At 69.1% G+C, this 12,548-nt stretch carries 12 protein-coding genes; 3 read left to right on the top strand and 9 right to left on the bottom strand.

The genetic code is table 11. From position 1 onward, the window contains the following. Positions 1-7: 7 nt before the first annotated feature. The 4 genes from OG504_RS17215 to OG504_RS17230 form a co-directional block, all read right to left on the bottom strand. On the bottom strand, positions 8-397 hold the full coding sequence (locus OG504_RS17215; RefSeq protein WP_405990617.1) for a hypothetical protein: 390 nt from the start codon (positions 395-397) through the stop codon (positions 8-10). 230 nt (positions 398-627) lie between these two features. Continuing rightward, positions 628-1,002, bottom strand: coding sequence for a DUF4240 domain-containing protein (locus OG504_RS17220; RefSeq protein WP_405990618.1), 375 nt, complete (start codon positions 1,000-1,002; stop codon positions 628-630). Between the two features lie 149 nt (positions 1,003-1,151). Further along, entirely contained in the window at positions 1,152-1,358 is a 207-nt protein-coding gene (locus tag OG504_RS17225; RefSeq protein ID WP_405990619.1) for a DUF397 domain-containing protein, read from the bottom strand. After that, positions 1,355-2,182, bottom strand: coding sequence for a Scr1 family TA system antitoxin-like transcriptional regulator (locus OG504_RS17230; protein ID WP_405990620.1), 828 nt, complete (start codon positions 2,180-2,182; stop codon positions 1,355-1,357). Before OG504_RS17230 ends, OG504_RS17225 begins: the two co-directional genes overlap by 4 nt. A gap of 627 nt (positions 2,183-2,809) precedes the next feature. On the opposite strand from OG504_RS17230, the gene OG504_RS17235 reads away from it, so the two are divergent. Both OG504_RS17235 and OG504_RS17240 read left to right on the top strand, forming a co-directional pair. Then, positions 2,810-3,508, top strand: coding sequence for a Type 1 glutamine amidotransferase-like domain-containing protein (locus tag OG504_RS17235; protein ID WP_405990621.1), 699 nt, complete (start codon positions 2,810-2,812; stop codon positions 3,506-3,508). A gap of 33 nt (positions 3,509-3,541) precedes the next feature. After that, entirely contained in the window at positions 3,542-4,786 is a 1,245-nt protein-coding gene (locus tag OG504_RS17240; RefSeq protein ID WP_405990622.1) for an MFS transporter, read from the top strand. On the opposite strand, the gene OG504_RS17245 is transcribed toward OG504_RS17240, so the two are convergent. Next, on the bottom strand, positions 4,737-5,330 hold the full coding sequence (locus OG504_RS17245) for a TetR/AcrR family transcriptional regulator (protein WP_405990623.1): 594 nt from the start codon (positions 5,328-5,330) through the stop codon (positions 4,737-4,739). The two genes, OG504_RS17240 and OG504_RS17245, sit on opposite strands and share 50 nt — an antisense overlap. A 98-nt stretch (positions 5,331-5,428) precedes the next feature. Between OG504_RS17245 and OG504_RS17250 the strand changes: the two genes are divergently transcribed. Then, a complete protein-coding gene (locus tag OG504_RS17250; RefSeq protein WP_405990624.1) occupies positions 5,429-6,991 on the top strand; it encodes an MFS transporter in 1,563 nt (520 codons plus the stop codon). 72 nt (positions 6,992-7,063) lie between these two features. Here the strand turns inward: OG504_RS17250 and serA are convergent, their stop codons facing one another. From serA to OG504_RS17270, 4 genes are all read right to left on the bottom strand, one after another. After that, positions 7,064-8,653 carry a phosphoglycerate dehydrogenase gene (serA, locus tag OG504_RS17255; protein WP_405990625.1) on the bottom strand — a complete coding sequence of 530 codons (1,590 nt, stop codon included), beginning with the start codon at positions 8,651-8,653 and terminating at the stop codon, positions 7,064-7,066. A gap of 229 nt (positions 8,654-8,882) precedes the next feature. Beyond that, positions 8,883-9,881 carry a ketol-acid reductoisomerase gene (ilvC, locus tag OG504_RS17260; RefSeq protein ID WP_019068660.1) on the bottom strand — a complete coding sequence of 333 codons (999 nt, stop codon included), beginning with the start codon at positions 9,879-9,881 and terminating at the stop codon, positions 8,883-8,885. Between the two features lie 111 nt (positions 9,882-9,992). Further along, complete coding sequence (gene ilvN, locus OG504_RS17265; protein WP_033282732.1) at positions 9,993-10,520, bottom strand: acetolactate synthase small subunit; 528 nt, start codon at positions 10,518-10,520, stop codon at positions 9,993-9,995. Positions 10,521-10,540: 20 nt separating this feature from the next. Continuing rightward, positions 10,541-12,388: an acetolactate synthase large subunit gene (locus OG504_RS17270; protein ID WP_405990626.1), complete on the bottom strand. Its 1,848-nt coding sequence runs from the start codon at positions 12,386-12,388 to the stop codon at positions 10,541-10,543. Between the last annotated feature and the right edge of the window lie 160 nt (positions 12,389-12,548).

Genomic DNA, 12,548 nt, shown 5'->3' on the forward strand with positions numbered 1-12,548 from the left:
GGCGACTTCAGCACTGTCGCAGACCGGGTGCCGGGTCCTGACCGGTCGAGACGTCGACCGCGGGAACGTTGCCCCAGGCGCCGTTGTCGAGCTGGGTCCAGTACCAGATGTCGTTGCCGCCGGGGTGCGGGTCGCCGTGGCCCCAGCACTGGAACCAGCTGAAGGTCCCGTTCAACTGCCCCCGGGTCGCGGAACGATAGGACCGGTCCGCGTACCCCTTCGCGCCGGCCTTGTTGCCGCAGTACAGCCGGGCGTCGGAACGCACACCGCACTCGGCCCGCGCGGACTTCACCGTGGTGGCACCCGAGGCCGCACTCGCCGGCGACTGCGCCGAGGCCATCCCCAGCGCCAGCGCGCCCGCCATGGCCAGCATGCTGATCTTCTTCCGTACGTTCACTGCCTGCTCCTCGCTCCGTGCGGTGCCTGCTTGCACGGCGATCATGGAGGAGCCCCGGAACCACCCGCAGCGGCCATACGGGTGAACGGAGTTGATGCCGCCCGTGCGGGTGACGGGGTACGCCCCCGGCGGAGGAGGGGGGCGTGCACGCGGTCGCAAGTGGGGGCGCCGTAGGGGCGTGCGGAGGTATAGGCGTCACGTCTCCTACGCCGTCCCGTCGCGGAGTTGCCCTACGACACGGGGAACATCCCGCTGAGCCGGGGCAGCCGCCGCTCCGCCTCCGCGTCGTCACGCGCGTCCCACCGCTCACCGGCAGGGTCCAACGACCCGGAGTCCTCGCCCCGTTGAGCATCGACGGCATCGTAGAAGTCGCACTCACTCCGACCCGTCACCCGCGTGAAGGCCCGCAGCGCCGCGTAGTCCAACTCCTCCCACGCGAGCCACTCCTCTTCGTCCCAGTTCTCCCGCCCCAACCCGACCGGCCAGAGCTGGAAGTAGAAGAAGACGTCGTCGGAACACCAGCCCATGATCCGGTCCGCCGCAGCCCACAACTCCCAGGTGAACGTGGGGTTCAGCACCCGACCCAGGCATATCTGAAACCGCACGATCTCCGGTCCCGATCAGGTTCCAGAAGGTCTCGTCGTCCACGGCCGCACTGTGGCAGGCGGCACTGACATCGCCCTCCGGGTGGGTAGGTAGGGTGCAGAAGTGTGACACTTTCCGGCAAAGTGTCACACTTCCACGGAGAGGGTCCTCAGCGGCGGGCGTCGGCAGCCTTCACGCTCGTCACGAAGGAAGCGAAAGCACCGGCCGGAAGGTCAAGAACCGGACCGCCAGGGTTCTTTGAGTCGCGGACGGGGACCACACCACGCGAGGCGACGAGGTTCGTGGCGACCTCGATGCACTGGCCGCCGTTCTCGCTGTAAGAAGAGGTGAACCACTGTGGGGTTTCGGTCGTCACGGGGTGCCCTTTCGTAACTGGCTGATCATGGCCACGGATTCGGCCTGTGAGCAGGCCTGGGCCTGTAGTTGATGGTAGGCCGTGAGGATCGGCAGTACGAACACGCTTTCCCGTTCGAGATGGCCCCGGTGGGCGGACTCGGCATAGGACACCAGCGAGCGGTCCGGCAGCGTCAGCAGCGACACCGGCAGGGTGAACGGCCGCCGCTCGCCCATGGCGAACGGAGCGATTTGGAGCACGGTGTTCGGCAGCTCGGCGAACTCAAGCAACCGGTCCAACTGGGCGTTCATGACAGCGGGTTCGCCGACCGGCCGACACAGACAGCTCTCGTCCAGCACAACGAAGACCAACGGCGCGGGCGTCCTCACCAGCGTGGCCTGCCGTTCCGCGACGAGCGTGACGCGTTCCTCGGCCTGGTCGTCCGTGATGGCTCCGCGCCTGACGGCGCCCTGCGCGAGGACGGCGGCGTAGTCCGGGGTCTGAAGCAGACCGGGGACGACACCGACCTCGTACAGCCGGATCTCCGCCGCCTGCGCCTCGTGGTCGATGAACTGCGGGAACCCTTCGAGGAGTCCGGCATGCCGCACCTTGCGCCAGGCGCGTTCGAACATGTCGCCGGTGTCCAACGCGGCGTCGGCGCTCCGCGCGAGACGCAAGGTAGGAAGTTTGCGCCCGACTTCGACCGACGAGATGTGCGTACTGGAGTACCCCATCTCCTCGGCCAACTTCTCCTGCGTCCAGCCGCGTTCCTCCCGTGCCCTGCGCAGACGCGCGCCGAACGCTGCCTGGGGTGAGCTGTCGGGATCCAATTCCCTTCGGTTCAAGGGTCTTTCACCAACCTTTCGTTCCCGTCCGACAAGTTGAAGGGTTCCCTGCCGACGGTCACGCTGAACCCCCTGAGTAGTGGAAGCACTACGGAGAGGAGCGACCGTGCCTGGCGAGAACGTACCCGTGAGATCCGAGCCCCCTCCGCCAACTTCACCGAATCCGCCAATTCCGCCTGTCGGCACCCTCGTTGTGGACGCGCAGGGCCGGATCGGGGAGTTCCGCGGCGAGTGGTGCGGCGCGTGGTCCCTGCGCCGCGTAACCGGCGGGACGGAATGGACGGTGCCCCCCGAGGACGTACGACCTCCCACCCCCGAACAGCGCCTGCGCGCCGAGACCGCCCGCGCGAACGCTCGAAGCCGAGGCGAGATCCTGTGACCGTCCCGATCCGCCGCACGTTCCGTTTCGTCAACTGGACGCTACGGCCCGACCACGACACCGAGTGCGCGGCGACGTCACCCCCGAGCAACGACCCGACAGAGCCCCAGACTTGGGCATTCGCCCACTCCGCGAACGTCCCGGGCACACGAGTTACGCCGAGGTGATCGAACGGCCGTGGGTGATGTGGGAGGAGGGTCCAACATGACGGGTGGCAAAGGTAGTTGCGCAATCAGCAGGGAGTCCCGATGAAGCTTCTCCTCACCGACTCCGGCGTCAGGAACGCGAGCATCCTGGCGGCGCTGGTCGACCTCCTGGGCAAACCGATCGCCGAGGCGAACGCGCTCTGTATCCCCACCGCGGGATACGGGGGCCCGTACGGCGATCCGGGCGGGCCATGGCGTTTCATCAGCGGTCAATCCCCCAGCCCCATGACGGAGTTGGGCTGGAAGTCGGTGGGCGTACTGGAACTCACCGCACTGCCCGGCATCGACAAGGAACGCTGGGTCTCCTGGGCCCGGGAGGCGGACGCCCTCCTGGTGAACGGCGGCGACGCGCTGTACCTGTGCCACTGGATGCGCGAGTCCGGCCTGGCCGACCTCCTCCCGTCCCTGCGCGACACGGTCTACGTGGGCCTCAGCGCCGGAAGCATGGCGCTGACTCCCCACATCGGCGAGCACTTCGCCGGCTGGAAGCCGCCCACCGGTGACGACAGCGCGCTGGGACTCGTCGGTTTCTCCCTCTTCCCGCATCTCGACAGCCCGGGCTGCCCGGAGAACACCATGGCGGAGGCGGAACGGTGGGCCGCCGCGACAGAGGGTCCGGCGTACGCCATCGACGCCCAGACCGCGATCAAGGTGACCGACGGTGGTGTCGAGGTCGTGTCCGAGGGGCACTGGAGGCTGTTCAACGGAGCGACCGGTCCATCGGCCCGGAATTGGCACTGACCGACGCCCCGGCCGGACCCTAATGTCGACGTCATGACGACCGGCCCGCCCCCCGACTGCCCGACCCCCATCACTCCCAACTCCCGTTCCCCCGAAGCCACTTCAGGCACGCGGCTCCTCACCCGCCCCCTACTCCTCCGCTTCGTCGGCATGGTCGGGGCCAGTCTCAGTTTCTTCCTGCTGCTCTCGGTCGTACCGGCGTACGCCGCCGAGCGGGGCGGCGGAGGCGCGGCAGGCCTCGCGACCGGTTCGTTGATGCTGGCGACGGTGCTCGGGGAGTTGGGCACGCCCCGGCTGGTCGCACGCTTCGGGTATCGACTGACCCTGATCGCGGGGCTGTTCCTGCTCGGCGCACCGGCACTGGTGCTGACCGTCTCAGGGCAGACCGCGTGGATCGCGGCCGTCTGCTTCGTCCGCGGGCTCGGTTTCGCGCTGACGATCGTCGCGGGCGGAGCCCTCACCGCGTCGCTGATCCCGGACCAACGCCGGGGCGAGGGGCTCGCGTTGGTGGGTGTGGTGTCCGGGGTGCCGTCGCTGGTCGCGCTGCCGCTGGGGCTGTGGCTGGCCGGGCGCGTGGGCTACGGGCCGGTCGCCGTCTCCGGTGGCGTCGCCGCGCTGGCCACGATCGCCTTCGTCCTCGGACTGCCGGACCGGGCGGAGCGCAACGAGCAACCGCTGGGTGTCGTACGGGGATTGCGCACCGGCGCGCTGCTCCGGCCCGCCCTGGTCTTCGCGGCCACCGCCACCGCCGCCGGCATCGTGGTGACCTTCCTGCCGCTGGCCGTACCGTCGGCGTCGGCAGGAGTCGTCGCGGCGGCCCTGTTCGTGCAGACCGCGGCCTCGACCCTGACCCGCTGGCTCGCGGGCCGCCACGGCGACCGGCACGGCAGCGCGCGGCTCGTCCTCCCCGGCCTGCTCCTGTCGGCGGCGGGGGTCCTCGTCATCGCCCCAACCGCCAACCCGGTAGCGGTCGTTGCGGGCACCGCCGTCTTCGGCGCCGGCTTCGGCATCACCCAGAACGCCACACTGGCCCTGATGTACACCCGCGTCTCCGCCACCTCGTACGGCACGGTCAGCGCCCTGTGGAACCTGGCCTACGACGGCGGAATGGGCGTAGGCGCGGCGGGCTTCGGCATCACGGCGGGCCTGACGGGTTACCCGTGGGCCTTCGTGCTGACGGCGTTGCTGATGCTGGGCGCGGTGGCACCGGCACTGCGGGACCGGCGGGTCAGGGTGTCTTCCGAGCACCCTCCAGCACCTGGCGCAGCCCCTCGGTGAGTTGCTCCGCATCCGGCGCGCTCTTCGCGTCGAAGGTCCACTGCGCGATGAGCCCGGTGATCAGCGTCATGTAGAGAGCGCCGAGGGTGTCCGCGGTCTCGTCCGGGACCTCCTCCTCGGGCACGCTCGTCATCAACGCGACCATGCCCCGCCCGCCTTCACGCTGGGCCCGGACCAACTGGTCGCGCACTTCGGGCAGTTTGTCGCCCATGGTCATGATCTCCATGCCGAGCCCCCACATCGAACCGGGCTCGCTCATGCTGGCGACGATGTTCGAGAACACCGCCCGGAACCGCTCCAGCGAACCGGGCTCGCCGCCGATCTCCGCACCCTCGTCCCCGCCCCCCTCGAAGCCGTCGGACGCGTGCTCCACCAGCGCGATATAGGCCTGCGCGAGCAAGGCGTCCTTCGAGCCGTAGTGGTAGCCGATGGACGCGAGGTTCGTCCCCGACTCCTTCACGATGTCGCGCGCCGTCGTGCGCGCGAACCCCTTCGCCAACAGGCAGCGCTTCGCGCCTTCGAGCAGATCCTCACGGTGTCCCATGCCTCCCACCGTACCGCCGATTCCATACAGCCGTCCTAGACGGATGACTTATACAAGCGTTCTAGACAGTCGTTTAAGACGCGCGTACATTCGCAGTCATGACGAACTCGACGCACTCACCGAACCCCCCGAGCACCCCCAACTCCCGTGCCGGGCGCCGCGAATGGACCGCCCTCGGCGTCCTGATGCTGCCGCTCCTGCTGGTCTCGATGGACGTCTCCGTCCTCTACTTCGCCATCCCGGCGATCAGCGCGGACCTGGAGCCCAGCGGCACCCAGCAGCTGTGGATCTTCGACATCTACGCCTTCGTCCTGGCCGGCCTGCTGATGACGATGGGCTCGCTCGGTGACCGCATCGGCTACCGCCGGCTCCTCCTGATCGGCGCCGCCGCCTTCGGTACCGCCTCCGTCATCGCGGCCTACGCGAACAGCGCCGAGACCCTCATCGCCGCCCGCGCGGTCCTCGGCATCGGCGGCGCGACCCTGATGCCCTCGACGATGGCGCTGCTGCGCACGATGTTCACCGACCCCGGCCAGCGCGCGAAGGCGATCGGTCTGTGGTCCGGCGTGATGACGGCCGGCGTCGCCCTCGGCTCGGTGCTCAGCGGTGTCCTCGTCCAGTACTTCTGGTGGGGCTCGGTCTTCCTGGTCAACCTCCCCGCGATGGCACTGCTGCTCCTGATCGGCCCGTTCCTGCTCCCCGAGTCCAAGAACCCCGCCCCCGGCCGCTTCGACTGGCCGAGCGTCCCGCTGTCGATGGCCGGCGTCCTGCCCGTGATCTACGGCCTCAAGGAGATCCCCTCCGAGGGCTGGCACGTCCAGTACGTCGTCTCGATCACCGTCGGCCTGCTCTTCGCGGCCCTCTTCGTCCACCGGCAGCGCACCACCGCCTCCCCGATGATCGACCCGGCCCTCTTCCGAGCCCGCGGCTTCGGCCCCTCGGTCGTCCTCAACCTCCTCTCCGCCTTCGGGATGCTCGGCTCGGCCTTCTTCACCACGCAGTACCTGCAGTCGGTGCTCGGCAAGAGCGCGATGGAGGCGGCCCTGTGGGCGCTGCTCCCCTCGGTACCGATCGGCCTGGCGGCCCCGCTCGCAACCACCCTCGTCCAGAAGGGAGTCGACCGCGCCTACGTAGTCGCGTCGGGCTTCGCGATCGCGGCCTGTGGCTACGGCATGCTCGCCCTGGCCGGCACCGACTCCCTCTGGCTGGTCCTGGCCGCCGCCGGGGTCCTCGCCTCCGGGATCGTCATGGTGATGTCCCAGATCATGGACCTCGCGATGGGCAGCGCCCCGGTGGAGAAGGCGGGCGTCGCGTCCTCCCTGATGGAGACGGGCGCCGAGTTCGGCGGCGCGCTGGGCATGGCGGTCCTGGGCTCCATCGGTACGGCGATCTACCGCCACGGCATCCCCGCCTCGGCCCCCGCCCCGGCCCGCGAAACCCTCGGCGGCGCCCTGGCCGTAGCCCGTCAGTTGCCGGGGCGCACGGGAGACGCCCTGATCGCGACAGCCCGCCAGGCCTTCACCGACGGCATGCGCGGTGCGGCGATCGCCGGGGCGGTGCTGCTGCTGGGGGCGGCGTTCGCGGCGGCGAGGACCCTGCGGGGCATCGAGGTGAAGACACCCGAGCCGGTGGCGGCGGAGCCGCAGAAGGCGGAGGCGTGAGCCCCAACTACACGGAAACGCCGGGCGGGTTGAGGATCATCTCCTCAACCCACCCGGCGTTCCTGCGAAATCTCAGACCAGGTTCACGGAACGAGCCGACGTCGCGCCGATCTCCTCGGCCACCTCCGCCAGCACATTCGCGGCAACCGTGTCGTCAACCGTCAGCACGGCCAACGCCTCGCCGCCCGCGACCGACCGCGACACCTGCATCCCGGCGATGTTGATCCCGGCCTCGCCGAAGACGCGGCCGACCGTGCCGACGACCCCGGGACGGTCCTCGTACCGCAGCACCACCATGTGGTCGGCGAGCGCGAGGTCGACGTCGTAGTCCCCGACCGCGACGATCTTCTGCAGGTTCTTGGGGCCGGCGAGCGTGCCGGAGACCGAGACCTCCTCGCCGCTGCCGAGCGTGCCGCGCACGGTGACGACGTTGCGGTGGTCGGCGGACTCCGAGCTGGTCGTCAGGCGTACCTCGACACCCCGCTCCTGCGCGAACAGCGGAGCGTTCACGTACGACACCGTCTCGGCGACGACGTCCTCGAACACGCCCTTGAGCGCGGAGAGTTCGAGCACCTTGACGTCGTGCTGGGTGATCTCGCCGTAGACCTCGACGTCGAGGCGGACCGCGACCTCGCCCGCGAGGGCGGTGAAGATGCGGCCGAGCTTCTCGGCGAGGGGCAGGCCCGGCTTGACGTCCTCGGCGATGACGCCGCCCTGGACGTTCACCGCGTCGGGGACGAGCTCACCGGCGAGGGCGAGGCGCACCGACCTGGCGACGGAGACGCCGGCCTTCTCCTGGGCCTCGTCCGTGGAGGCGCCGAGGTGCGGGGTGGAGACGACCTGGTCGAACTCGAACAGCGGGGAGTCCGTGCAGGGCTCCTTCGCGTACACGTCGAGGCCGGCACCGGCGACGCGGCCCTCCTTGAGCGCGGAGTACAGCGCCGCCTCGTCGACGATCCCGCCACGCGCGGCGTTGACGATGCGCACGGTCGGCTTGACCTTGCGCAGCGCCTCGTCGCCGATCAGACCGACCGTCTCCGGGGTCTTCGGCAGGTGCACGGTGATGAAGTCGGAGACCTCGAGCAGCTCGTCCAGCGACAGGACCTTCACGCCCATCTGCGCGGCCCGTGCAGGCTGGACGTAGGGGTCGTAGGCGACGACCTTCATGCCGAACGCGGACATGCGCTGCGCGACCAGCGCGCCGATGCGGCCGAGGCCGACGACGCCGAGGGTCTTCTCGGCGAGCTCGACGCCCGTGTACTTGCTGCGCTTCCACTCGCCGTTCTTCAGCGCGGCGTTGGCCTGCGGGATGTGGCGTGCGGTCGCCAGCAGCAGACCGCAGGCCAGCTCGGCGGCGGTGACGATGTTCGAGGTGGGCGCGTTGACGACCATCACGCCGGCCTTGGTGGCGGCGGAGACGTCGACGTTGTCGAGGCCGACGCCGGCTCGTGCGACGACCTTCAACTTCCGTGCGGCGGCGACCGCTTCGGCGTCGACCTTGGTGGCCGAGCGGATCAGGATCGCGTCGACGTCGGCGATCGCGGGGAGCAGCTCGCCCCGGTCGGCGCCGTTGCAGTGCCGGATCTCGAAGTCCGGGCCGAGGGCGTCCACCGTCGCGGGCGACAGCTCTTCAGCGATGAGTACGACAGGTTTCGAGCTCACGTGAGTCCTCACAAGTCCATTGCGTGCGGACGGCCGTCCCGACGGCCGCAGGCGGTGGAGGGGCTAGCCGCGGAGACGCACGACGCTGTGGGCCTGACGCGTATTAGTACGGCAGTGTAGTGGCGCTCCGACAGTCGTCTTACGCCTCTGCGGAAGGATCACCCGTCCGAGGCTGGACGGGTTGGACAAAGGGGCCGGAGCACTCGCTCCGGCCCCTCGGCCTCAGGACTTACGCCTCTTCGTCGACCCAGCTCATCAGCTTGCGGAGCTGCTTGCCGGTCGTCTCCAGCAGGGACTCGGCGTCCTTCTGCTTGTACTCGTTGTACTTCTTCAGGCCACCGTGGTACTCGGCCATCCACTCACGGGCGAAGGTGCCGTCCTGGATCTCGGCGAGGACCTGCTTCATCGTGGCCTTGGTCTCGTCCGTGATGATCCGCGGGCCGGTGACGTAGTCGCCCCACTCGGCGGTCTCGGAGATCGACCAGCGCATCTTCTCCAGGCCGCCCTCGTACATGAGGTCGACGATGAGCTTCAGCTCGTGGAGGCACTCGAAGTACGCGATCTCGGGCTGGTAACCGGCCTCGGTCAGCGTCTCGAAACCGGCCTTGACCAGCGCGGCCGTACCACCGCAGAGAACGGCCTGCTCACCGAACAGGTCGGTCTCGGTCTCCTCGGTGAAGGTCGTCTTGATGACGCCGGCGCGGGTGCCGCCGATGCCCTTCGCGTACGACAGCGCGAGCGCGAAGCCGTTGCCGGTCGCGTCCTGCTCGACGGCCGCGATACACGGAACGCCGCGGCCCTCCTCGTACTGGCGGCGGACGAGGTGGCCCGGGCCCTTGGGGGCGACCATGCAGACGTCGACGCCGGCCGGCGGCTTGATGAAGTCGAAGCGGATGTTCAGGCCGTGGCCGAAGAACAGCGCGTCGCCGTCCTTGAGGTTGTCCTTGATGGACTCCTCGTAGACCTGGGCCTGGATCGGGTCCGGCACGAGGATCATGATGACGTCGGCCTCGGCGGCGGCCTCGGAGGGCGTCACCACGCGCAGGCCCTGCTCCTCGGCCTTCGCCTTGGACTTGGAGCCCTCGTGCAGACCGACGCGCACGTCGACGCCGGAGTCACGGAGCGACAGCGCGTGGGCGTGGCCCTGGCTGCCGTAGCCGATGACCGCGACCTTGCGGCCCTGGATGATGGACAGGTCGGCGTCGGCGTCGTAGAACAGCTCGGCCACTTTGGGTTCTCTCCTTGGAGTGCAGGTGTTGCGTCCCACCGTATGACGGCGGTGGGAATCGAAGTTCGGGGGTCTCGGAATGCGGGCGACCGGGGCCGCCCGCACCCGGCTCTACGCGGAGCGGTCCAGCGCGCGCAGCGAGCGGTCGGTGATGGAGCGGGCGCCGCGGCCGATGGCGATCGTGCCGGACTGGACCAGCTCCTTGATGCCGTACGGCTCCAGCATCTTGAGCATCGCGGACAGCTTGTCGCTGCTCCCCGTGGCCTCGATGGTGACGGCCTCCGGGGAGACGTCGACCGTCTTGGCGCGGAAGAGCTGGACGATCTCGACGATCTGGGAGCGCGTCTCGTTGTCGGCGCGCACCTTCACCAGAACGAGTTCGCGCTGAACGGCCGATCCGGCCTCCAGCTCGACGATCTTCAGCACGTTGACGAGCTTGTTGAGCTGCTTGGTGACCTGTTCGAGCGGGAGTGCCTCGATCACGTTCACCACGATCGTGATGCGGGAGATGTCGGGGTGTTCGGTGACGCCGACCGCGAGGGAGTCGATGTTGAAGCCGCGCCGGGAGAACAGGGCGGTGATCCGGGCGAGGACACCCGGCTTGTTCTCCACCAGGACGGAGAGCGTGTGCTTGGACATTTCTCTTTCGTCTCTCTCGCTCAGTCGTCTTCGTTGTCGCCGAAGTCGGGGCGGACGTCCCGGGCGAACATGACCTCGTCGTTCGAGGTGCCGGCCGCGACCATCGGCCACACCATGGCGTCCTCGTGGACGATGAAGTCGACCACGACGGGGCGGTCGTTGATCGAGTTCGCCTCCTCGATGACCTTGTCCAGGTCGTCGGGGGACTCGCAGCGGATCGCGTAACAGCCCATCGCCTCCGACAACTTGACGAAGTCGGGGATGCGCGTCCCGGCGCTCGGCTGCTTGCCGTCCGCCTCCGGGCCGCTGTGCAGCACGGTGTTGGAGTAGCGCTGGTTGTAGAACAGGGTCTGCCACTGGCGGACCATGCCGAGGGCGCCGTTGTTGATGATGGCGACCTTGATCGGGATGTTGTTCAGGGCGCAGGTGGTGAGTTCCTGATTGGTCATCTGGAAGCAGCCGTCGCCGTCGACCGCCCAGACCGTCTGGTCCGGCGCGCCCGCCTTGGCGCCCATCGCGGCCGGGACCGCGTAGCCCATCGTCCCGGCGCCACCGGAGTTGAGCCAGGTCGCGGGCTTCTCGTACTGGATGTAGTGCGCGGCCCACATCTGGTGCTGGCCGACGCCCGCCGCGAAGATGGTTCCCTCCGGGGCGAGTTGGCCGATGCGCTCGATGACCTGCTGCGGGGAGAGCGAGCCGTTGTCGGGCTGCTCGTAGCCGAGCGGGTACGTCTCGCGCCAGCGGTTGAGGTCGTTCCACCAGGCGCTGTAGTCGCCGGTGTGCCCCTCGCTGTGCTCCTTCTGGACGGCCTGGACGAGGTCGGCGATGACCTCGCGGGCGTCCCCGACGATCGGCACGTCGGCGGCGCGGTTCTTGCCGATCTCGGCCGGGTCGATGTCGGCGTGGACGATCTTGGCGTACGGGGCGAAGCTGTCCAGCTTGCCGGTGACGCGGTCGTCGAAGCGGGCTCCGAGGGCGACGATCAGGTCGGCCTTCTGCAGCGCGGTGACGGCGGTGACCGCACCGTGCATGCCCGGCATTCCCACGTGCAGCTCGTGACTGTCGGGGAATGCGCCGAGCGCCATCAGGGTGGTGGTGACGGGCGCTCCGGTGAGTTCTGCGAGGACCTTCAGCTCGGCGGTGGCGTGGGCCTTGAGGACACCGCCGCCGACGTAGAGGACGGGCCGCTTCGCGGCGGTGATCAGCTTCGCGGCCTCGCGGATCTGCTTGGCGTGCGGCTTGGTCACCGGGCGGTAGCCGGGCAGGTCCATGACCGGCGGCCAGGAGAAGGTGGTCTTCGCCTGGAGGATGTCCTTGGGGATGTCGACCAGAACCGGGCCCGGACGGCCGGTGGAGGCGATGTGGAACGCCTGCGCGATCGCCCGGGGGATGTCCTCCGCCTTGGTGACCAGGAAGCTGTGCTTGGTGATCGGCATGGTGATGCCGACGATGTCCGCCTCCTGGAAGGCGTCCGTGCCGATCGCGGCGGACACGACCTGCCCGGTGATCGCGACCAGCGGCACGGAGTCCATGTTCGCGTCCGCGATGGGGGTGACCAGGTTGGTGGCGCCCGGTCCGGAGGTCGCCATGCACACCCCGACCTTGCCGGTGGCCTGCGCGTAACCGGTGGCCGCGTGGCCCGCGCCCTGCTCGTGGCGGACCAGCACGTGGCGCACTCGCGTGGAGTCCATCAGCGGGTCGTACGCCGGCAGGATCGTGCCCCCGGGGATGCCGAATACCGTGTCGGCCCCGACTTCCTCAAGAGAGCGGATGAGAGACTGCGCGCCCGTAACGTGCTCGGGGGCGGACTGCTGTCCTCCGGATCGGGGCCGCGGCTGCGGATGGGCCCCGGTGGCCTGCTCGGTCATCGTCATTCTCTTCTCGATGCTGAGGGTTTTTGCGAGGTTTGTGCGGGGTTCTACTGCTGCACGACTGGATCCTGTGCAACAAAAAACCCCTCGTGCCGTGAGGCAAGCGAGGGGAGCGCGCCGGGTGCGGTCGCTGGAAGTTCCGGGTCCGTCCGGACGT

The sequence above is a fragment of the Streptomyces sp. NBC_00986 genome (assembly GCF_045162565.1).
GTDB lineage: Bacteria > Actinomycetota > Actinomycetes > Streptomycetales > Streptomycetaceae > Streptomyces.